This window comes from Paenarthrobacter sp. TE3676 (genome assembly GCF_056279165.1).
The window spans coordinates 161,659-183,064 of sequence record NZ_JBWBQU010000008.1 but is presented as its reverse complement, the minus strand read 5'-3'; the positions used below and the strand labels follow the sequence as shown (position 1 = coordinate 183,064).

Annotated in this window: 20 protein-coding genes, 2 tRNA genes and 1 riboswitch; of the genes, 14 read left to right on the top strand and 8 right to left on the bottom strand. The window is 63.1% G+C overall.

The genetic code is table 11. The annotated features are described in order from the left end of the window. The first annotated feature begins 13 nt into the window (after positions 1-13). Complete coding sequence (locus ACZ881_RS18965; RefSeq protein WP_178996457.1) at positions 14-805, top strand: DeoR/GlpR family DNA-binding transcription regulator; 792 nt, start codon at positions 14-16, stop codon at positions 803-805. Between the two features lie 24 nt (positions 806-829). On the opposite strand, the gene ACZ881_RS18960 is transcribed toward ACZ881_RS18965, so the two are convergent. Continuing rightward, positions 830-1,510 carry a histidine phosphatase family protein gene (locus ACZ881_RS18960; RefSeq protein ID WP_476117590.1) on the bottom strand — a complete coding sequence of 227 codons (681 nt, stop codon included), beginning with the start codon at positions 1,508-1,510 and terminating at the stop codon, positions 830-832. 23 nt (positions 1,511-1,533) lie between these two features. Between ACZ881_RS18960 and ACZ881_RS18955 the strand changes: the two genes are divergently transcribed. Next, positions 1,534-2,307: a CPBP family intramembrane glutamic endopeptidase gene (locus ACZ881_RS18955; protein ID WP_476117589.1), complete on the top strand. Its 774-nt coding sequence runs from the start codon at positions 1,534-1,536 to the stop codon at positions 2,305-2,307. Between the two features lie 139 nt (positions 2,308-2,446). Here the strand turns inward: ACZ881_RS18955 and ACZ881_RS18950 are convergent, their stop codons facing one another. After that, positions 2,447-3,085, bottom strand: a complete 639-nt coding sequence (locus tag ACZ881_RS18950; RefSeq protein WP_026005588.1) for a VOC family protein — start codon at positions 3,083-3,085, stop codon at positions 2,447-2,449. 203 nt (positions 3,086-3,288) lie between these two features. Here ACZ881_RS18950 and ACZ881_RS18945 point away from each other — a divergent pair, with 203 nt between their 5' ends. Next, on the top strand, positions 3,289-4,629 hold the full coding sequence (locus tag ACZ881_RS18945) for a bifunctional o-acetylhomoserine/o-acetylserine sulfhydrylase (RefSeq protein WP_476117588.1): 1,341 nt from the start codon (positions 3,289-3,291) through the stop codon (positions 4,627-4,629). 162 nt (positions 4,630-4,791) lie between these two features. Next, positions 4,792-4,908, top strand: a riboswitch (SAM riboswitch). Between the two features lie 15 nt (positions 4,909-4,923). Further along, positions 4,924-6,045: a homoserine O-acetyltransferase MetX gene (gene metX, locus ACZ881_RS18940; protein WP_476117587.1), complete on the top strand. Its 1,122-nt coding sequence runs from the start codon at positions 4,924-4,926 to the stop codon at positions 6,043-6,045. Between the two features lie 2 nt (positions 6,046-6,047). On the opposite strand, the gene ACZ881_RS18935 is transcribed toward metX, so the two are convergent. The 3 genes from ACZ881_RS18935 to ACZ881_RS18925 all read right to left on the bottom strand — a co-directional run bounded on the left by ACZ881_RS18935 (position 6,048) and on the right by ACZ881_RS18925 (position 8,582). Beyond that, a complete protein-coding gene (locus ACZ881_RS18935) occupies positions 6,048-6,497 on the bottom strand; it encodes a hypothetical protein (protein ID WP_476117586.1) in 450 nt (149 codons plus the stop codon). Between the two features lie 62 nt (positions 6,498-6,559). Then, positions 6,560-7,687, bottom strand: coding sequence for a winged helix DNA-binding domain-containing protein (locus ACZ881_RS18930; protein WP_476117585.1), 1,128 nt, complete (start codon positions 7,685-7,687; stop codon positions 6,560-6,562). Positions 7,688-7,739: 52 nt separating this feature from the next. Further along, the gene (locus ACZ881_RS18925) at positions 7,740-8,582 is read right to left on the bottom strand and encodes an SGNH/GDSL hydrolase family protein (RefSeq protein WP_178996450.1); all 843 of its coding nucleotides are present in this window, start codon (positions 8,580-8,582) and stop codon (positions 7,740-7,742) included. A 70-nt stretch (positions 8,583-8,652) separates the two neighbouring features. Here ACZ881_RS18925 and ACZ881_RS18920 point away from each other — a divergent pair, with 70 nt between their 5' ends. Beyond that, a complete protein-coding gene (locus tag ACZ881_RS18920; protein ID WP_091466330.1) occupies positions 8,653-9,303 on the top strand; it encodes an alpha/beta hydrolase in 651 nt (216 codons plus the stop codon). A gap of 12 nt (positions 9,304-9,315) precedes the next feature. Here ACZ881_RS18920 and ACZ881_RS18915 read toward each other — a convergent pair whose 3' ends face one another. Further along, positions 9,316-9,543: an RNA-binding S4 domain-containing protein gene (locus ACZ881_RS18915; RefSeq protein ID WP_062067368.1), complete on the bottom strand. Its 228-nt coding sequence runs from the start codon at positions 9,541-9,543 to the stop codon at positions 9,316-9,318. A 23-nt stretch (positions 9,544-9,566) separates the two neighbouring features. Here ACZ881_RS18915 and ACZ881_RS18910 point away from each other — a divergent pair, with 23 nt between their 5' ends. From ACZ881_RS18910 to ACZ881_RS18870, 9 genes are all read left to right on the top strand, one after another. Continuing rightward, positions 9,567-10,571, top strand: a complete 1,005-nt coding sequence (locus ACZ881_RS18910) for a DMT family transporter (RefSeq protein WP_476117584.1) — start codon at positions 9,567-9,569, stop codon at positions 10,569-10,571. Positions 10,572-10,684: 113 nt separating this feature from the next. Further along, the gene (locus tag ACZ881_RS18905; protein WP_091466335.1) at positions 10,685-12,070 is read left to right on the top strand and encodes a glycine--tRNA ligase; all 1,386 of its coding nucleotides are present in this window, start codon (positions 10,685-10,687) and stop codon (positions 12,068-12,070) included. A 2-nt stretch (positions 12,071-12,072) separates the two neighbouring features. Then, on the top strand, positions 12,073-13,035 hold the full coding sequence (locus ACZ881_RS18900; RefSeq protein ID WP_178996446.1) for a GNAT family N-acetyltransferase: 963 nt from the start codon (positions 12,073-12,075) through the stop codon (positions 13,033-13,035). A gap of 126 nt (positions 13,036-13,161) precedes the next feature. Further along, a complete protein-coding gene (locus ACZ881_RS18895) occupies positions 13,162-14,658 on the top strand; it encodes a YibE/F family protein (protein ID WP_476117583.1) in 1,497 nt (498 codons plus the stop codon). Between the two features lie 113 nt (positions 14,659-14,771). Next, positions 14,772-15,953, top strand: coding sequence for a tRNA dihydrouridine synthase DusB (gene dusB, locus ACZ881_RS18890; RefSeq protein WP_179019072.1), 1,182 nt, complete (start codon positions 14,772-14,774; stop codon positions 15,951-15,953). 64 nt (positions 15,954-16,017) lie between these two features. Further along, positions 16,018-17,334 (top strand): deoxyguanosinetriphosphate triphosphohydrolase, encoded by a 1,317-nt coding sequence (locus tag ACZ881_RS18885; protein ID WP_091466343.1) that lies wholly within the window; start codon positions 16,018-16,020, stop codon positions 17,332-17,334. A 58-nt stretch (positions 17,335-17,392) separates the two neighbouring features. Continuing rightward, complete coding sequence (dnaG, locus tag ACZ881_RS18880) at positions 17,393-19,288, top strand: DNA primase (RefSeq protein WP_429331637.1); 1,896 nt, start codon at positions 17,393-17,395, stop codon at positions 19,286-19,288. A gap of 53 nt (positions 19,289-19,341) precedes the next feature. Next, positions 19,342-19,414, top strand: a tRNA-Asn gene (locus tag ACZ881_RS18875). Positions 19,415-19,530: 116 nt separating this feature from the next. Continuing rightward, positions 19,531-19,603 (top strand) — tRNA-Asn (locus ACZ881_RS18870). A gap of 49 nt (positions 19,604-19,652) precedes the next feature. Here ACZ881_RS18870 and ACZ881_RS18865 read toward each other — a convergent pair. Together ACZ881_RS18865 and ACZ881_RS18860 are read right to left on the bottom strand one after the other, a co-directional pair. Then, a complete protein-coding gene (locus ACZ881_RS18865; RefSeq protein WP_011774207.1) occupies positions 19,653-20,060 on the bottom strand; it encodes a hypothetical protein in 408 nt (135 codons plus the stop codon). A 44-nt stretch (positions 20,061-20,104) separates the two neighbouring features. After that, the gene (locus ACZ881_RS18860; RefSeq protein WP_476117582.1) at positions 20,105-21,388 is read right to left on the bottom strand and encodes an alpha/beta hydrolase; all 1,284 of its coding nucleotides are present in this window, start codon (positions 21,386-21,388) and stop codon (positions 20,105-20,107) included. Positions 21,389-21,406: the final 18 nt, after the last annotated feature.

Genomic DNA, 21,406 nt, shown 5'->3' with positions numbered 1-21,406 from the left:
CGAAAGGCTCGTCATGACCCGCACCGATCGGCTCACTGCCATACTCGACCTCCTGGCCGAGTCCGGCCATGTGGAAGTCGAGGACATCGTGACCCGCCTGGGCGTCTCACCTGCCACGGCCCGCAGGGATCTCGACAGCCTTGCCAAGCAGCGGCTGCTCAGCCGCACCCGCGGCGGCGCCACCACTGGTTCCGTGGCCTATGATCTCCCAGGGCGCTACAACAGGGACGACCACGCCGTGGCCAAGCAGGAGATCGCTCTGGCAGCGTCTGCGCTGATCCGTCCCGGTGCTGTGATCGGGCTCAGCGGTGGCACCACCAACACGGCGTTGGCGCAGCTACTCTCCACCCGCGAGGACCTCAACGCGCCGTCCCACACGCCCACGCTGACCGTGGTCACCAACGCCATCAACATCGCTTCCCAGTTGGCGGTGCGGCCGAACATCAAGATCATGGTCACCGGCGGGATCCTCAACCCCCGCTCCTACGAGCTGGTGGGTCCGTATACAGACGTCATCATGCAAAAAGTTGCCCTCGATATTGCGTTCATCGGTGTCAACGGCGTCGACCCGGACCTCGGCCCCACCATCACCGACGAAGGCGAAGCCATGGTCAACACGGTGATGGCACGCCGTGCCACCGAGTCCTATGTGGTGGCCGACTCTTCCAAAGTGGGCCGCCGCTCCTTTGCCGCCATGGCAGGCTACGACTTCAGGCACCTCATCACGGACTCCGGCATCAGTGCCGAACATAAAGCTGCGTTCGAGGCCAAGGGCACCGAAGTCATCGTCGCACCCGCCGGCTGAGACCAGCCGGCTGAGCTGGAAAGGCTAGAAGCGCATCCTCGGTGCGTGCAGCACTGAGTCGTCTACCTCCCGGGGCACCCACTGGCTGAACGGTATATCCAGGCTGTACTGGTCGTCGTCGTTCTTGATCAGGGTCCGAAGCTCGGCGTTGTCCGGGTTGTTGAGCGACTCGAAGTACTCCACCGTCCAGTGGAACCAACGCATGCAGAAAAGGCGCATGGTCAGCCCGTGCGTGACCAGGAGCGTGTTTGGTGCGTAAGTAGGCTTCTGCCAGTGCCGGTACAGCGTCTCCATGAAGGAAGACACCCGGTCATAAACGTCCGAACCGGACTCGCCCTCACGGAACCGATAGAAGAAATGGCCGTAGAGGTTGCGCAGTTCCTTTTGGTCCTCGATCTCCCCGGCGATCTGGAAGTTGGCCCAGTCCTGCTCGCGAAGCCTGGGTTCCTCAATCACCCGCTCGATCAGGGAACCGAGGTTCATGGCTTCGAGGGTCTGGTACGCGCGCAAATAGGGGGAGACGTAGACGCAGACCTGTTCTCCATCGAGCTTGCGGCGCAGGTCCTCCCCGGCAATCCGGGCCTCCTCCACTCCGCGCTCCGTCAGCGGGATCCGGTAGTCCGGCACACGGTTGTAGATGGACGTGTCGGCATTCGCGGCAGACTGGCCGTGCCGGATCATGAAGATTCTCTCAGGGGCACCCATCCCACCAAGCATAGGGTGGGTATATGTTCCTTGCTTCCCGTCGCCGGCTGCGCGCCGAAGTACTTATTGTGCTGGGCCTGTCCTTGGGCCAATCAGCCGTCTACTCCGTAGTTCAGCTGCTGGACAAGATGACGAGGGCACCTTTGGCGGATGCCACGTCAACGCTGAACAGGTCCCAAAGCACGCGTGAGTACTTCGACCTCACCTACCAATTGCTGGACATCGTGTTCGCTTTGGTGCCCGTGGCCTTGGTGTTCTACTTCCTGTCCACCCATGCACCTGGCGGCCGGGAAGGCGGGGGCGGCTCGGCGTTCGCCCGGCTTGGCTTCAATTTTGCCCGGCCCGGCAAGGACCTTCTCCAAGGTGTTGGTCTGGCCGCTTCGATCGGCATCCCCTCGCTCGGCCTGTATGCGGCCGGTCGTGCGCTGGGAATCACCACTGCAATTGTGCCCAGCGGCCTTGACGCTTACTGGTGGACGGTGCCGGTGCTGGTCCTTTCGGCCATGCGCCATGCGATCGTGGAAGAAGTGATCGTGGTGGGGTACCTCATGGACCGCTTCGGCAAATTCGGGTGGAGCATGCCGGTGGCCATTGTGGTCAGTGCCGTCCTGCGGGGAAGCTACCACCTGTACCAAGGCTTTGGGCCGTTCATAGGGAACGTGGTCATGGGTTTGCTGTTCGCGTGGATCTACACCAAGACCAAGCGGGTAATGCCCTTGGTGATTGCCCACGCACTGTTGGACATCGTGGCGTTCGTTGGATTCAGCCTGTTCGGCAAGGCAATGGGCCTGGGGTAGAGGTCCGTTAAAAGTATCCGGCCGCCATCTATGGGTGACGTCGTTGGCACCCGCTGATGGCGGCCGAAGCTTAGCCCGGACATGATTGACTCCGGACATGGCTGACCGGGGCCGGGACCAGCCCGGATGGATGGATCGGTCAGATGGTGACGGCTCCGGAGGCGGTTTCGAAAGTTACAGCGAGGATGCCTGGAGTGCCGTGCGGTGCCATCCACTGGACGGCGACATCCTCAAGCGGCTTCTCCACTGGTTCGCCCAACCATTCGGTGACGCGTTCAGCCGAGCCCGCAATGGTGAGGCTGGACATCTTGACGTCGCTCTCGTAGATCCTTGACGGGTGCAGCGAGGGGTCGCCCTCCCATTTGAGCAGGTAGGGCACTTGGGGATCCGCGATCAGGCCGAGGATGCCAATCTGTTGCCACACCAGTTCGCGTCCGTCGGGGAACTTGCGGTTGCCCGGAACAGCCGAGCGGCCAAGGCGGTCTTCGAACGGGGCAAGGTCGTCAACGGCGACGCACCAGCCCATCCATCCACCACCGGCAGCCGAGCGGGCACGGACGGCCTGGCCAAAGGGTGCTTTGTCGGAAGCGGGGTGGTCCAGGACCTCCACCACTTCCAGGTACTTGTTATCCGCAAGGGGAATGATCATGTTCCGGGTACCGAAGCGCGGGTGCACTCCGCCCCGGACAGCGTCCACTCCCAATGCCGCGGAAATTCGTTCGGTAGTGGCCAAAAGGCCATCTCGTTCACAGGCGTAAGAGACGTGATCCATGCGCATGGCTTCATCTTGGCACTTTGTGATCGGGGTCTCAGCTAAGTCAAGCCTAACTAAGGTGGGATGTGTATAACCGGTGGTAAGGGGCGTCATGGAGGGACGCGGGAAGACCGAAAGATTCCACAGGCGTCACAAAGCTGTCTTCGCCTCCGGACAGTTCCTAGACTGGCCCCAGCTCACACCGCTTCACCCTGCCTGCCAAACCCATGCGTCACGAACAGGAGAACTCCATGTCCCAAGGATGGTCTTTCGAAACCCGCCAGATCCACGCCGGCCAGGAGCCCGACGCCGCCACAGGGGCGCGCTCGCTTCCGATCTACCAGACCACGTCCTTCGTGTTCCCCAGTGCCGAGAGCGCCGCCAATCGCTTTGCCCTGGCCGAGCTCGCTCCCATTTACACCCGAATCGGCAACCCGACGCAGGATGCAGTGGAGCAGCGGGTTGCGAGCCTTGAGGGTGGCCTCGGTGCCCTCTTGCTCAGCTCCGGACAGGCTGCGGAGACGTTCGCCATCCTGAATATCGCCGAGGCGGGCGACCACATCGTAGCGAGCCCCAGCCTGTACGGCGGCACGTACAACCTGCTGGCGCACACGCTGAAGAAGTTCGGCATTTCGGTCACGTTCGTCGAGGACCCTGACAATCTGGACCAGTGGCGTGACGCCGTCCGGCCGAACACCAAGTTGTTCTTCGGCGAGGTCGTCTCCAACCCGCGCCAGGATGTCCTGGACATCGAGGGCATCGCCCGCACCGCACACGCGGCCGGCGTTCCCCTCATTGTGGACAACACCCTGTCCACGCCTTACCTGATCCGGCCCATCGAGTGGGGAGCGGACATCGTGGTCCATTCCGCGACCAAGTACCTGGGTGGTCACGGCTCGGCAATCGCCGGTGTGATTGTGGACTCCGGCAACTTCGACTTCGGCAAGGACCCGGAGCGCTTCCCTGGTTTCAATACCCCGGACCCCAGCTACAACGGTCTGGTCTACGCCCGGGACCTCGGCAAGGACGGTGCACTGGGCGCGAACCTCTCCTACATCCTCAAGGCCCGAGTCCAGTTGCTTCGCGATCTCGGCTCTGCCGTGTCCCCGTTCAACGCCTTCCTCATTGCCCAGGGACTGGAGACCTTGAGCCTGCGCGTGGAACGCCATGTTGCCAACGCCACCAAGGTGGCCGAATGGCTTGAAAACCACGACGACGTCGAATCGGTCGCCTATGCGGGCCTGCCGTCCAGCCCGTGGTACGACCGCGGCCGGAAGTACGGACCCAAGGGCACGGGCGCCATCGTTGCCTTCAACGTCAAGGGCGGCGTCGAAGCCGGCAAGCGCTTCGTGGACGGCCTGGAGTTGCACTCGCACGTTGCCAACATCGGTGATGTCCGCTCGCTGGTCATCCACCCGGCGTCGACTACACACAGCCAATTGACGGTGGAACAGCAGGTCGCTGCCGGCGTTAACCCCGGCCTCGTGCGCTTGTCCGTGGGCATTGAGCACGTTGATGACATCATCGCCGACCTCGAAGCGGGCTTCCGGGCCGCCAAGGGCGCCTAACGCCGCGGCTTTGAGTCTCAGCCCGGCTGCCGCCCGCGTCGACGATTATTCGCCGGGCGGCAGTTCCGGGTGCTCGTTCGTGAACGAAGACGCCCCAAACCGTCACACTGTTGTCACATTCTTCGCCAGAACCACCCTGCATTTCCTAGACTCTTGGTATTAGGTCATGAGTGCCAGCACACAGCCCCGGCTTGCTGGCCGGCAACCCTCCTACGCGGTGGGGTGCCCCGGGTGAAGACCTGGCCTGTTCGCACGCAAGGCGACGGGCAAGCGCGAGGTTAAGGTGTCAAAGGAATGACCATTACTGCTACAGCCCTTCCCAAATCCGGAGAAGAAGACGGAACCGTCAAGTACGCCGGCATCGGGCCGTTGGAACTTGAGGCCGGCGGATTCCTCCCCGATGTCGTCCTCGCTTATGAGACCTGGGGGCAGCTGAATGCCGAGGCCTCCAATGCCGTCCTCATCCAGCATGCGCTCACGGGCAGCACTCACGTAGCCCGTGGAGCCACCGACGAGCAAGGTTGGTGGGAGCAACTCGTTGGCCCGGGTGCCACCATCGACACCAACAAGTTTTTCGTCATTTCCATCAACATCGTGGGCGGTTGTTATGGCAGCACCGGCCCATCGTCAGAAGCACCGGACGGACGTCCTTGGGGCTCACGTTTCCCGTTGGTCACGCTGCGCGACAGCACGGAGGCTGAGGCGCGCCTCGCCGATGCCTTGGGAATCGATGCCTGGCACGCCGTGTTGGGCGGTTCCATGGGCGGCGCCAGGGCCCTTGAATGGGCTGTGACGTTCCCTCACAGGGTCAAACGCTGCGCCGTAATTTCGGTGGGCGCCTACAGTACGGCCGAGCAGATTGCCTTTGCCCAAGCCCAAACCTTGGCCATCAGGCAGGACCCGAACTTCAAAAACGGTGATTATTACGGCGGCACTGCACCCGAACATGGTTTGGCACTGGCCCGACGCATCGCCCACATCACTTACCGCTCAGCCTTGGAGTTGGATTTCCGCTTCGGCAGGGAAGCACAGCACCAGGAGACACCACTCGCTGCCGCGGTGTTGGGGGAGCGTGGCCGCTACCAGGTGGAAAGCTATTTGGACCACCAGGGAACCAAGCTGGTCCGCCGTTTCGATGCCAACAGCTACATCGCCATCACCGAAGCCCTGATGTCCCACGACGTCACCAGGGGCCGCGGCCCGCTGGAACAGGCGTTGTCGCGCGCTACGGCTGAGTTCTTCGTGGCGGCGGTGGACAGCGACAGGCTCTACTTCCCTGCACAGTCGCGGGAACTTGCCGCGGCGCTACCTGGGGATGTGCCGGTCCACCTCATTGAGGCTCCGATTGGTCACGACGGCTTCCTCACTGAGATCGGCCAGCTCTCGGCACAACTCCGGGAATCATTCTTCGCCTAGCCCTAGCCGTTCATGATTTCGCCGCGCTGCTTCATGTAATCCTCCATGGCGATCTCGCCGTTGCTGAACTTCGTGTCCAGCTCCGCCAGCTTGCGAGCGCGGAATCCCTGCGGCTCCGAAGCGCCAGCTGAGGGGAACGGTGCGGGGGATGAAGGGTTCGACGGCGGCCCGGCCTGCGGTGTCGAATCCGCGGGGCGGAGGACGGTCGGCTCGGAAGGGTACCCGGGGTAATTCTGACCTGGGTAACCCTGCGTCGGGTATCCCTGACCTGGATAATTCTGCTGCGGGTAATTCTGTGGTGGATACCCTGGTCCGGGCAGATTCTGCTGTGGGTAGCGGGGGTCGCGGAAGTTATTGTCCTGGATCCGACGCGCCCGGGAGCGGTTGTACATGCGGATCCCGAGCGGAATCAGCCAAGAGCAGACGATGATCCAGAAGATCAGATTGTTCACAGTGCAGGCCTCCTAGGTCTCATCCCAGCTTAGTCCTGACCAGCAAAACCACTGCGGCTGCTTCAGACCAGCTCGGTCTGCATGCCCAGGAACCGGCCGTAGCGATCCACCTCCGACTGCAGGGCCTCCTGCTCTTTTGCGGTGGTGGGCCGGTTCATTCGGACGTCCACTTCGCAGGTTCTGCCGGAGAAGCCATGCCGCCACCATCCGGCCAACCTGCCGTCCAGCAGAACCACGTGCATGGGTCCGTTGTCCTCGGGGAAGATGGGCGCCGTGCCACCAAGGAAGTGCCGGGACTGTGAGTAGCCCATCACGTATTCGTCGTAGCACTGGATGAGGTCGACGCGGGGAAGCCCGGGATCCTCGGCGGGCGAAGGATCGCCACCACCCGCGAGAGCGTCCACTTCCTCGGGAGCCAGATAAAAGTCGAAACCATCACACTGCGCCGCCCCCAAACTCCCGGGGGACATGGCACCCGCCACCTCGATTCCCCGCTTTACGTCTTTCATGGTCAACCCGGACCACGCCGCACAGTCCTTGACCGTGGCGGGTCCCCGGCTGGTGAAGTATCGGAGTGCCAACCGTCCAAGAGCCTGTTCGCGGCCTTCGGCGGTCAGAGGCGTAAGAGCCGAACCGGGTACCCGTTCGTCGAACAGGGCATACGTTTGTTTCAGGGCGCCGCCTGCGGAACGGACGGGTGTGCCGCTGACCAGGACACCGCTGATTTCCGCGTGCATGAGGTGGTAGATGAAGCCCAGGCCCTTGCTGGGAAAACCGGACTGTCCCAGGACATCGGCCAGTTCCTCGCGCGTCTTGTGGGCTCCATCGGCCACAGCGGCGGCGAGGATTCGGCCGCTCTTGGCAGCAGAGTCGTCATCGATTCCTGTTTGTCGGTACATGCCTTTGTTGCCTTGGTGGAGGCGATCTGCGGACAACGCCATCAACCAGCCAAGATCGTCCCGATGCACGAAATGCCACGTGGGCCGGAGAATATGCGTCCGCAGGATGGTTCCGTCGGCTACCGCCTGCTCAACGCTTAAGGCAGTGACCATCGATGAAGCGCTGGTGGAGCTTCTCTGTGCGAGAGTCCACCTCGCATAGGGGAACTCTTGCGATTGGACGGCCAGAAGGTTGCGGACCACGTCCCCGGGACTTCCGGCGTAGGGAGCCCGCAACTGCTGCCGCCGCAACCGAATCCTCCGAATAGCCTCCGCATGCAGGGAGCCGGCACCCGACGTCACGTCAGCGGCGCGGCAGCAAGGTGCCGGTGGAACCGAAGACGGGTCCCGGCGTCGGACGCTTTGGCGTGATTCCGTCGCCGGAGGACTGATGCCGAAGGCGCCGGATCACCCATGGGACAAAGAACTCACGTGCCCAGACAAGGTCGGAAGACCGGGCCTGACGCCACGTGCGCGGCGGAAGGGGCTTGGGCATCAGGGGCTCAAGCGTGTGCTCGACGTTCAACGCCTCCAAAACCATCATGGCGATGGTGTGGTGGCCCAGCGGCGAGAAGTGAAGGCGGTCAACGTTCCACATCTGGGGATCCGCCAACTGCCGCAAGGACCACATGTCCGCGATGATGGCATCGTGCCGCGCAGCGACCGTCCTGAGGTTCTCGTTGTAAATGGCCACCTTGCCGCGGATGCGCCCGAGTACTGATGCTGCCGTGTCCGGGCCATTGAAAAGCACCACGGTGGCACCTCCCGAGCTCAGCTCCGCGACTGCGGCGTCGAGTTTTTCCGCCAACAGGTCGGGATCGCCGCCGGGACGGATGAGGTCGTTGCCGCCGGCTGAAATGGACACGAGGTCAGGCTGCAGTTCCAAACAGGGGCCTACCTGTTCATCGATAATCTGCTGCAGCAACCTGCCACGGATAGCAAGGTTGGCGTAGGCGAAATCTTCCTGGCTGCGGCCCAGTTCCTCGGCAACCCGATCCGCCCAACCACGATAACCGCCGGGGTTCTGCGGCTCGGGGTCGCCGATGCCCTCCGTGAAGGAGTCACCCAGGGCCACATAACGGGTCCAAGGGTGCTTTTGAACGGGCTCGCCCGGCTTCAGTAAAGGATTGTTCTCACTCACGCTCATATCCTGCACCGTGACGTCGACCCTACGCCACCGTAGGTTGTTACTGGTGGGTAACTGTAAGAATGGACCCATGACTGAAGCACCCACATTTCCCGCTCCCGTTGTCCTGTGGTCCCACGACGAATCCGAGCGTGCAGGCAAGCCACTCCTGGTCCTGCTGCACGGCTACGGCTCCAACGAGGACGACCTGTTCAGCCTGGCCGGATTGCTGCCCGAGGGTTTTGTAGTAGCCGCCCTCCGAGCACCGATGCCCATGGGGCCGGGCTTCACATGGTTTCCTCTCACGGCGTCCATCGACTACTCGTTGGAAGCTGTAAAGCAGGCAGCCGAGTACGCCCTTGAGTGGCTGGACACAGTCAAAGCCAACCACTCGTCCGTGACGTTGCTGGGCTTCTCCATGGGCATGGCCATGGCCACCACCATGCTCCGCTACCGTCCCGCGGACTTCGCTGCTGTCGTCGGGCTTTCAGGCTTTGTGATCGACGCCGGCGCTGACGCCGCATTCCGGGACGACGAACTGGACGGAACGCTACCGATGTTCTGGGGCCGCGACCAGCAGGATCCCGTCATCACCCAGGACAAAATCGAATACACCATGGGCTGGGTGCGCAAGCACGTCGACCTCACCAAAGTGCTTTACACGGGGATGTGGCACGGCATCAACCAGCAGGAGATCGGACACGTGGGCGAATTCCTCACCCACAAGGTGCTCACTGACTGAGGTTCCGATGTGTCAGGCGGCGGTGATCCGGACCGTCTGGCCATTGACGGTCACGGTATCGCCGACGTGGAGCTGGCGTCCGCGGCGGTCATCGATTTCGTTGTTGACTTTGACCAAGCCGTTCTTGATGAGCTCCGTGGCTTCAACGCCGTCCTCCACCAAGTTTGCGAGCTTCAACAGCTGGCCGAGTCGGATCATGTCGTCGCGGATGGGGATCTCTTCAATTTCGGGGTTGCTCATACAGCAATGATGCCTGAAGTAGTGTGGTGACGGTGCCGCAGCCTTCTCCCCGTCCCGCCCTTCCGCTGGTCATTGGCCTTCCCATTGCAGTAGCGACGGGCCTGGTGATCCCGCTTCAAGGGAGGATCAACGGGGCCCTCGGCGCCAAACTGGACGACGGCATCGCCGCGGCTGTGGTGAGCTTCACCACAGGACTCCTGCTCATTAGTGCCATCTCACTTGCCACCCCCAAAGGCAGGGCGGGGCTCCAGCGCATCATTCCTGCCGTCCGGAACCGCAGCTTCCCCCGGTTCTACGTCATGGCCGGTGCCATCGGCGCGTTGTTCGTCTTTGCCCAGTCGTTCACTGTTGCCCTGTTGGGTGTCGCGTTGTTCACAGTCGCAGCGGTGACCGGCCAGACGTTGAGCGGACTGCTCGTGGACCGAATGGGTATTGGCCCGGGAGGAAAACGCGCCATCACGGGAGTCCGGGTCCTGGGCAGTGTCCTGACGGTGGCCGCCGTCGCCTGGGCAGTTTCCCCGCGCTTCAGCGGCGACACGGACATCGCCTCGCTCGTCCTGCCCGTCCTCCTGCCGCTGGCCGCCGGTTTCTTCATGAGCTTCCAGCAGGCAATGAACGGAACTGCCACAGTTCATTACGGGACGCCCATCGCAGCCACGCTGGTCAACTTCATTGCCGGGTCAGTCATTCTGTGGATTGCGTGGATGATCAAGCTGGCTGTGGCCGGGCCGGGAAATCCGCTTCCCAGTGAGTGGTGGTACTACCTTGGCGGCCCCATGGGCTGCCTCTTCATCGGCCTGGCGGCGCTGCTGGTCCGTAGCCTTGGGGTCCTGATCACCGGTTTGGGCATGATCGCCGGGCAGTTGGTGGGGTCGCTGGTGCTCGACGTCGTGATCCCCAGTCCCGGCGCAGTGGTCGCCTTGCCCACGGTGCTGGGTACGGTCCTGACGCTCGCCGCGATCATCGTGGCCACACTGCCCTGGCCCAAGGGAGCTTTCGCACGAAGAGTCCCTCCCAAAGGCCGGTAGGGTAGGAATCAACAAACTTCCCCCCAATACCCCGCCGGACAACCTCGTCCGGATTCCGGGGCAAACCACCGCGGACCGCACCCAGCGGCCCTGTAGAACAAATGGAGTTACCCATGGCAGCAAAATCCGTCCTTGACCAGGTCATTTCCCTCTCCAAGCGGAGGGGCTTTGTCTTCCAGGCCGGTGAAATCTATGGTGGCTCCCGTTCGGCCTGGGATTACGGTCCCCTCGGCGCTGAACTGAAGGAAAACATCAAGCGCCAGTGGTGGCAGAGCATGGTCCGCGGCCGTGAGGACGTTGTAGGCCTGGATTCCTCCGTCATCCTTCCCCGCCAGGTATGGGAAGCATCCGGCCACGTGGATGTCTTCTCCGACCCCCTGGTTGAATGCCTTTCCTGCCACAAGCGCTACCGTGCCGACCACCTCGAAGAAGAGTACGAAGAAAAGAAGGGCCGCCCGGCAGAAAACGGCCTGGCGGACATCGCCTGCGCAAACTGCGGCACCCGCGGCCAGTGGACCGAGCCCCAGGAATTCTCCGGCCTGCTCAAGACTTTCCTCGGCCCGGTGGCCAGCGACGAAGGCATGCACTACCTGCGTCCGGAAACCGCCCAGGGTATCTTTGTGAACTTCAACAACGTCCTCACCACCTCGCGGAAGAAGCCGCCGTTCGGCATTGGCCAGATCGGCAAGTCGTTCCGCAACGAAATCACGCCGGGCAACTTCATCTTCCGTACCCGCGAATTCGAGCAGATGGAGATGGAGTTCTTCGTCGAGCCCGGAACCGATGAAGAGTGGCACCAGTACTGGATGAAGGAGCGCATGTCCTGGTACACGGACCTGGGCATCCGTGAAGACAACCTCCGTTTCTTCGAGCACCCGCTGGAGAAGCTCAGCCACTACTCCAAGGGCACCACGGACATCGAATACCGCTTCGGTTTCCAGGGCTCCGAGTGGGGCGAGCTCGAGGGCATCGCCAACCGCACGGACTTTGACCTTTCCACGCATGCCAAGGCTTCCGGCACGGACCTGAGCTACTTCAACCAGGCCACCAACGAGCGCTACACCCCGTTCGTGATCGAGCCCGCCGCCGGCCTGACCCGCTCCTTCATGGCTTTCCTGATCGACGCCTACACCGAAGACGAGGCACCCAACGCCAAGGGCGGCGTCGATGTCCGCACAGTGCTGAAGCTGGACCCGCGCCTGGCCCCGGTCAAGGCCGCCGTCCTGCCGCTGAGCCGCAACGAGGACCTGTCCCCGAAGGCCAAGGCTTTGGGCGCTCAGCTGCGCAAGAACTGGAACATCGACTTCGATGACGCCGGCGCCATCGGCCGCCGTTACCGTCGCCAGGACGAGATCGGTACCCCGTTCTGCATCACAGTGGACTTCGACACCCTTGAGGACCAGGCCGTGACCATTCGTGAGCGCGACACCATGAGCCAGGAACGCGTGTCCCTGGACAAGGTTGAGGGCTACCTGGCTGCACGCCTGATCGGCGCCTAGTCGTGGCTTTGGAGTACCGCGAATGGAAGGAGGGCGACGACCTCGCCCTCTTGGAAATCTGGGGCGGCCCGGAGACCCTTCCCGCCGAGCAGTTCCGTGCAGCCCTGGCGCCGTCCAGCAACCAGCCCTGGCGCCGCTGCATCGTGGCCGAGGACGTGGTGGACGGCGTGCGGATTCCCGTTGCCGCCGGCGTTGTCCACGAGGCATCCCTGCACCCGGAGCGACTCTGGGCCTACATCGAGGTTGCCAAGGACCACCGCCGTGAAGGCGTGGGTGCAACCCTGCTGACCATGCTTCGCCGCGAAGCCGGGAACTCGCCGTCGGGCGTTTCCAAGCTGCGCAGCAAGGTGGAGCCGGATACCGCAGGTGCGGCATTCGCTGCGGCTGCGGGGCTTGCGCCCATCCAGCGTTCGCAGCTTGTTGTGGTGGCACCTGAACCCCTGTCATTGCCGCGGTTCGGCGATGGTTCCGAGGAAGCCGCTTCCGAGCGCGTGGAGGACCTGGCCACGGGTTCGGTGGAGCTGAGCGACGTGGTGGGGAAGTACTACTCGCATGTCCACCACTGGGACAGCCCGGGGGAGCTCAGCATCCCCACGGTGCAGCGCTTGTTCCTGCATGACCTGACTGGCGCCCACGGCGCAATCGTCCTGCGCGCGCCGAAGGCCAGTGCCTTCGGCCAAGGCGTTCCGGCGAGCCGCAAGGGCAAAATCCAGGCGTTCGCCATCAGTTACGCCCAAGGCGACTCGGATGAGCCTTCGGATGTCTTCCTTGGACACGACCCCCAGCTGTCCGCCGAGGAAGCAGCTTTTGCAGTGCGTGACCTCTTGGCGCTCATCGCCTACCAACACCCGGTCCTGCTGGAAGTTGACGAGTCCATGACGGCACTGCGCACGGTTCTTGATCCGCTGTTGGAATCCGGAAAAGCCCACGTGCGGGGTGCCGACACCCTGATCGTCAGCGACTGATCACAGCTTTCGCGCCAGGATCCCACGCCGCCCGTTTTCTGCGGGCCGCGTGGGATCTTGCGTTAAGTGACTGACTTGCGGGTGTTCGGTCCCGCGTAGGGTTAAGGGCATGAGGTTTTGCTGCTGATGGGCCACTCCCACGGTCATTCTGAAAATTCCGAGCCAACGCCGCAGGCTCTTGCATCGCGGAAGAGGGCCAACTGGATTCTGGCGGCCATCCTTATTCCGCTGGGCGTCCTGACGCTCGTGGCCATGATGGTCATGTGGCCCTCAGGCAGTCGGGAAGGGATCTCGTTCTCGAGCCCGTACCAGGCTGCCCCCGGGGTCACGTTCGATACCGGCCGGATTCAGAGCGTGGTGGTGGAAAGCTGCACGCAGACGGGCCAAAGCAACACGGGCCAGCCCAACACCGGCCAGACTGACACTGGCCCAACGGACACCGGTCAAAACAACCAGTCCGGCGGGTCGCAGTGCACCTTCGCCTTCACGGAGCCGGACAAAGGCGGGGACGTGGTCAAGGTGGTCATCAACCCTGACGTCGCCATGTCCCACGGCGTGGACGTGGGGGACTCCATCCGGTACCTCAACCTGTCCGCGGTTCAAGGTACGAACGCCGGAAGCGGCGCTCCTGCCTACGTTTTCGTGGACTTTGTCCGCAGCATCCCCATCGCGCTCCTGGCAATCCTGTACGCAGCGGTCGTCATCGCGGTGGCCCGTTGGCGCGGCTTCCGGGCACTTCTTGGCCTGGTGGGTGCCTACTTCGTCCTGGTCAGCTTCATCCTGCCGGGCTTGGTGGAGGGCAAGCCGCCACTGTTGCTGGCGTTGGTGGGATCCACGGTGATCATGATCGGGGTCCTGTACTTCGCGCACGGATTCTCGGCGCGAACGTCCACCGCTTTGTTGGGCACAATTTTCGGGCTTAGCATCACAGCCCTGTTGGCGGCGTGGGCTACGGACGCCGCCAACCTGGCGGGAGTGGGAAACCACGATGCCTCCACGCTGGTGAACATGTCACCCCAGATCTCCATTTCAGGGATCATCCTGTGCGGCCTCATCATCTCCGGCCTGGGCGTGCTCAACGACGTCACCATTACGCAGTCCTCTGCGGTGTGGGAACTCTACGAACTCGCGCCCAACACCAGTGCCCGTAAGCTGTTTTCCTCTGCCATGAGGATCGGCCGGGACCACATTGCCTCCACGGTCTACACCATCGCTTTTGCGTACGCCGGAGCCGCGCTTCCGATCCTCATCATCGTGATGCTTTATGACCGCCCCCTCGATGAAGCACTGACCAGTGCTGAGCTATCCGAGGAAGTAATCCGTACCCTGGTGGGGTCCATCGGCCTCGTCCTCGCCATCCCGGTCACTACGCTGATTGCCGTCCTGGTGGTTAAAGCCACCGGAATGAAGCGCGTCGTCGCAGCCGGTGGGCTGACCGTAAATGCTGATGAGCTTAACGACAGCGGTTCGCTGGCAGCAGCCGCCGCCGTCGTAGGTTCAGATCAGCATGACAAGCACGACGCCGGTACGCGCCTTGACGATTCCGGCAAGCCGGCGCGGCCGGGCAGCCGCCGTGCGCAGCGGGAAGCTGAGCGGCGTGGAGACACGAACGACGCCACCTAAACCCGAGCCCTGCTCTTGTTCGCCACACCCGCCGTACTGCGTACGCGTGGGCGAACAAGCACGGGATTCGGCTGGCTGTCCGCCGATTTGCCCCGCTTTGCAACAATGGATAGGTGACTGTAGTAGCGACGCCCCCTGCACCAAAGCTCGAGCTCCCTCCTTTGAAGCTCGGTGGGATCACCGTGGACACCCCGGTAATCCTTGCCCCCATGGCGGGCATTACCAACTCTGCCTTCCGCAGGCTGTGCCGTGAATACGGTGGCGGGATGTACGTGGCCGAGATGGTGACCTCCCGTGCCTTGGTGGAGCGCACGCCGGAATCGTTGCGCATCATCTCGCATGATGAGGACGAGAAAGTCCGGTCCGTGCAGCTCTACGGTGTTGATCCCGTGACGGTAGGCGCCGCAGTACGGATGCTCGTGGAAGAGGACCGTGCGGACCACATCGACCTCAACTTCGGCTGCCCGGTGCCTAAGGTCACCCGGCGCGGTGGCGGCTCGGCCCTGCCTTGGAAGATCGACCTCTTCACCTCCATTGTCCAGACAGCGGTCAAGGAAGCGTCCAAGGGCGATATTCCCTTGACCATCAAGATGCGCAAGGGCATCGACGAGGACCACCTGACATACCTCGACGCCGGTCGAATCGCGCGCGACGCAGGAGTGGCCGCTGTTGCCCTCCACGGCAGGACCGCAGCCCAGTTCTATTCCGGACAGGCCGACTGGTCCGCCATTGCCCGGCTTCGTGAGGCGCTCCCTGACATCCCTGTACTGGGCAACGGTGACATCTGGTCAGCCGAGGATGCTGTCCGGATGGTGCGCGAGACCGGCGTCGACGGCGTGGTTGTGGGCCGCGGCTGCCAGGGCAGGCCATGGCTGTTCGGTGACCTGCAGGCCGCCTTCGAAGGCAGCGACCAGCGGCACCGCCCGGGTCTCCGCGAAGTTGCCGAAGGCGTCTATCGTCACGCCGAGCTCATGGTGGAAACGTTCGGGAACGATGAATACAAGGCACTCCGCGAGATCCGCAAGCACATGGCCTGGTACTTCAAGGGCTACGTAGTGGGCGGCGAGCTCCGCGCCAAGCTGGCCACCGTACCCACCCTCGAGGTGCTGCGCGAATACCTTAACGAACTGGACATGGACGCGCCCTACCCCGGAGTCGATTCCGAGGGACCCCGCGGCCGCGCCGGTTCGCCCAAGAAGCCTGCGCTGCCCAAAGACTGGCTCGTGAGCCGTCAGCTGAACGCTGAACAGAGCGCGGATATCTCGGCCGCGGAGCTGGACGTTTCGGGCGGCTAGCCTCACACGTGTAAGACTGACTCAAGAAGCTCCACACCCCGGCGCTTGAAGGAGGCAGATACCCATGGGAACCGAAGCGATACTTGGCCAAGACGGGACGGCTCACGATTTTGTGCTGGCCATCCCCGGTTACGCCGAGGCAGATTCCGCGCGGTGGGTCGAAGAGCCACGCAAGAGCAACTATCGCTCGGATTTTGAACGGGACCGCGCGAGGGTCCTGCACTCCTCGGCGTTGCGCAGGCTGGGCGCCAAGACTCAGGTAGTCGCACCGGACACGGACGACTTTGTCCGAACCCGGCTCACACACAGCCTCGAAGTAGCCCAGGTGGGCCGCGAACTCGGTCGCTCCCTAGGGTGCGATCCTGACGTGGTGGACACTGCCTGCCTGAGCCATGACCTCGGGCATCCGCCCTTCGGCCACAACGGTGAGTCCGCCCTGAACGAAGTAGCGCACACCATTGGTGGTTTCGAAGGCAACGCCCAGACCCTGCGGTTGCTGACCCGGCTCGAACCCAAGGTACTCGCTGAGGATGGCAGGCCGGCAGGACTCAACCTGACCCGCGCCAGCCTGGATGCTGCGTCCAAGTACCCGTGGTCCGCCGTCGACGCCCCCGTCATCCATGGCCACCGCACCAGTAAGTTCGGCGCGTACGAAGACGATCTTCCGGTGTTCGAATGGCTCCGGGAAGGCGCACCGGGCAACCGTTCGTGCATCGAGGCCCAGGTGATGGACCTTGCCGACGACATCTCGTACTCGGTCCACGACGTCGAGGATGCGATCGTCGCCGGCCATTTCCAGCTCAAATGGATGGAAAACCCGGACCATCGTGCGCGCGTGGTGGGGTACACCAAGCAGTGGTACCTGCCACACAACGATCCCGCTGACATTGATGCCGCCCTTGCGCGGCTGGAGGCCACCAAAGTCTGGGTCCGCGAAGCTGATGGCAGTCGGAAATCCATGGCTGCCTTGAAGGACATGACCAGCCAGCTGATCGGCCGCTTCTGCCAGAGCGCGATGGAAACCACGCGCGCTCATTTCGGACCAGCAAATCTGACCCGCTATGACGCTGAACTCATGGTTCCCGAGGACACCGTCACCGAGATCGCGGTCCTCAAGGGCTTGGCTACCACCTTCGTGATCTCCACAGACCATCGCCAGCCGGTGTACGAGCGCCAACGCGAAGTGCTTCATGCGCTGGTAGGTGTTTTGAATGCCACGGGCGACCGTCACCTTGAGCCGATGTTCGCCGCGGACTGGCGTGACGCCGTCGACGACGGTGCGCGTTTGCGCGTTGTGATCGACCAGGTGGCGTCGCTGACGGACGTGTCTGCCCTGGCCATGTATGAGCGGCTTGTGGGCAGCCTCCCGTCGCTCTGGTAACCCTTCCTGCTTTCCGTTAACGGCGGGGACTCTTGGGGCAAGCGACTAGGATGGTCACGTGGCTGGCCTGATCAAACGTGAAGATATCGACGAAGTACGCCAGCGCACGGATATCAAGGAAGTCGTTGACGGTTACGTCACCCTCAAGGGCGCCGGGCTGGGCAGTTTCAAGGGCCTGTGCCCCTTCCATGACGAACGCTCGCCCTCCTTCACTGTTCGCCCGCAGGTGGGCAGGTACCACTGCTTCGGCTGCGGCGAGGACGGCGACGCCATCTCCTTTGTGCAGAAGATGGACCACAGTTCCTTCCACGAGGCTGTCGAGAAACTTGCCGCCAGAATCGGTTACGAGCTGCGCTACGAGGACGGCGGCACCGGTCCCAGTCGTGAGGAAGTGGGCAAGCGCCAGCGCCTGCTGGACGCCCACAAGATCGCCGATGAGTTCTTCCGCGCCCAACTGCTGACCCCCGGCGCGGCCGAGGGGCGCAACTTCCTGGATGGCCGTGGCTTTGACCGCGCCGCTGCCGAACACTTTGGCGTGGGATACGCGCCCCAGGGCTGGGACGCGTTGCTCAAGCACCTCCGCGGACGCGGGTTCACTGATGCGGAACTGAAGCTCACAGGCATGTTCTCCGAAGGAAACCGGGGCATCTACGATCGCTTCCGCGGCAGGCTGATCTGGCCCATCCGGGACATCGCGGGCGACACCATCGGGTTCGGTGCACGCAAACTCTTCGAAGACGATCAGGGCCCCAAATACCTGAACACCCCTGAGACCACGCTCTACAAGAAGTCCCAGGTCCTCTACGGGATCGACATCGCCAAGCGGAATATCGCCAAGGAACGGCAACTGGTAGTGGTCGAGGGATACACCGACGTCATGGCCTGCCACCTCGCAGGGGTCACGACGGCGGTGGCCACCTGCGGTACTGCCTTCGGTACCGAGCACATCAAGGTTGCCCGGCGGCTGCTCTCGGACGACGGCAGCGGGGGAGAGGTCATCTTCACTTTCGACGGCGATGCAGCCGGCCAGAAGGCCGCTCTGCGGGCTTTCGAGGAAGACCAACGCTTCACCGCCCAGACATACGTCGCAGTGGAGCCCTCCGGCGCCGACCCCTGTGATCTTCGCCAACTAAAGGGCGACGCCGCGGTGCGCGAGCTCATCAGTACCCGCAAGCCACTCTTCGAGTTTGCTATCCGGGCCACTCTCCGCCGCCACAATTTGGACACCGTGGAAGGCCGTGTAGCTGCCCTGCGCGAAGCCGCCCCTGTGGTGGCACAGATCCGGGACTCCGCCACCAGGCCTGGCTACACACGCAACCTGGCAGGTTGGTTGGGCATGCCCATCGAGGAAGTCAGCGGTTACGTCGGGGCGGCCGCCAAGCGAGCCGCTTCCGGCGGCACCGCTGGTGCCAGCACTGCAGGCCCGGCCGGACAGGCGACGACGGCGGCAGCACCGCCGTCGAGCGGCCCGGTCTTCCAACGACCCGACCCCAGGGACCCCATAGCCGGTATGGAACGCCAAGCGCTCGAGGTTGTCCTCCAGGAGCCGGGAGTGCTCGGCGGGGGGGCCTGGGAACGCTTCGAGGCCTCACACTTCACTACGCCTGCTTATGCGGCCGTCCACACTGCCGTGCGGGCTGCGGGCCTCGCCCACTCGGATGACCCTGTGGCCTGGGTGGAACAAGTCCGCCAGGAAGTCCCGGAACCGCTACGGCCTTTGGTCTCGGAGTTGGCCGTAACGCCCCTGCCGGCGAGCACCCCCGAGGCCATGCAGCGATACTGCCGCGACATCCTGGCCCGTCTCTTCGAATTGCAGATCACTCGGATCAAGGCCGACAAGATGGGGCAGCTGCAGCGCTTGGATGCAGGAGCCAATCCGGAGGAATTCCAGCGGCTGAACAGGGAGCTGATGCAGCTTGAAATGGAGCGCAGGGCACTACGCTCGGACGGCTAAAAGCCCCGATTTCGTTTTCCGGCGGGCCCCTGTTAAGCTAGTAACCGCTTCATTCCTCCGTAGCTCAATTGGCAGAGCATTCGACTGTTAATCGAAGGGTTACTGGTTCAAGTCCAGTCGGAGGAGCGCACAATACCCCCGTTCCGATCTTTCGGAACGGGGGTATTTTTATACCCCCTAGGGGTATCCGGCGCCGATTTCGCATTCCGGTAGAACCTTTGCTAAAGTCATAACCGCTTCATTCCTCCGTAGCTCAATTGGCAGAGCATTCGACTGTTAATCGAAGGGTTACTGGTTCAAGTCCAGTCGGAGGAGCATAAGGACCCCGTGCCGGCATCACTGCTGGTGCGGGGTCCGCCTTTTATCAGACGAAATCCATCTCCACTTGCAGGAAACGGGCGGCCTCGGCCACCGCAGCCAGGAATGAATCCTGCTCGGTTGGCGGAGTCCTGGGCTCGCGGGGATGCCACTCGTGGGGCGCCGAGTAGACGCGGGTGAAGCCACCACCTGGCGGGGCATAGAAGATGCCGAAGCGCTGGACCGGCCATTCAGGTGAGGTCTCCGGCGCGACCAGGAGCGCGGCGTCCGTTTCGGGGTTGTACCACTGGGCAATCGGGCGGCGACGGTCGTCTGTAAAGAGCCCGGCGGCGTAGAGGGCGGCCGACTGGGGACTGGTCACGGAGCACAGCCTGTCCCACCACAGCGGCAGGATGCGTTCATCCCGACGCTGCCACGGTGCCGGTAGCGGCTGCAGCTCTTGCCAGTGTGGCACATCTCAACTTTATCGCCCGGGCGTGGGCCGGAAAAGGGTAAGGCCTACTTGGACAGGCCCAGCCTCGGATAAAGAACCTCAAAGCCCTTCGTGAGTCCCGCATTCAGCGCCAGGCCCACGTGACCGCCGTTGGGCACCTCGTAGTACGTCACAGTCATTCCTGCATCCCGGGCGGCTGCGGAGACCGCCTTGGCCGCCGCCACATAGGTTGTGTCGTCCGAGCCCACGGTGAAAACGGCCGTCGTATTGGGGAACTGCCTGCCTTTCATGATGTTGATGGGCTTCTGGGCGTCGTAGGCAGCCTGGTTGCCGTTGAAGATCGCCGCGAGGTTGCCGGCCGGATCCTCTGCGCCAGGGAATTCTTCGCCGGAGATGTCCACCACGTTGCCCCACATCTGCGGGTATTTGACCGCGAAGGAAATGGCACATTGGCCGCCGTTGGAGTACCCGGCTATGGTCCAGTGTTCGCGGTCAGGCAGAATGTTCAAATTGGCTTTGGCCCAGTTCACCACGTCCTCGTTGATGTACTTCTCCACGTTGCCGTACTTGGCGGTGTCCAGGCAGAGGGTGTCATTTTGGTCCGGGCCTATCTGGTCCGCGACGATCGCGATAGGGGCCAGGCCGTTGTTCCTGGCAGCGAACTCGTCCAAGGCGGCCGAAACGTATTGCGGATCAGGGAGTCCCGGCTGGCCCATCATGAGGACGAACAAGGGCAGCTTGGGCGGATTGGCAGTCAGGGCGGCAGGGGGCAAATAGATGCCCGCGGGTCTGGCATCGAAACCGGAGGCGGTGGCTGGAATGACCTGGGTGCCCGCTTCGCCCTTCGTGTGCAGGTTGGCCGGGGACTTCCAGCTTTGCCACAGGGGACCCGCCGGAATGGAGGCGTCCGGGTCCGGTTTGGCCAGTTGAATGGCATCCTCCGTAGAGATTCCCAAGGCCGAGCCCAATGTCTTGTTCAGTCCGAACTCCGTGTTGATGCCTAGGGCCGCGACCACCACGAACACTGGAATGGACACTGCAGCCACCGTTTTCCGCCACCGTGGGCTATGACGGAAGCTAACCACGGCAAGACCCAGGGCCGCGAAGCAGGAAATCGCCCAGAACCACACCCGCGGGGTGAGCCCCACATGGAAGACGTCCATCACGTCCTCTACGATCCACACGGTCAACCATCCCAACAGGGCTGCGACCACGACGGCCGTGATCGCGGTGAGGGCCCAGCGCGCGGACGGCCTGAGGAACAGCAGCAGGAAGAACCCGACGCCGATCACCCCGGCAATCGTCATGACCACGGGTCCGCTGATCTCGAGCTTCAGAATCTCGTTCATGGCCGGGAGACCCGCTTC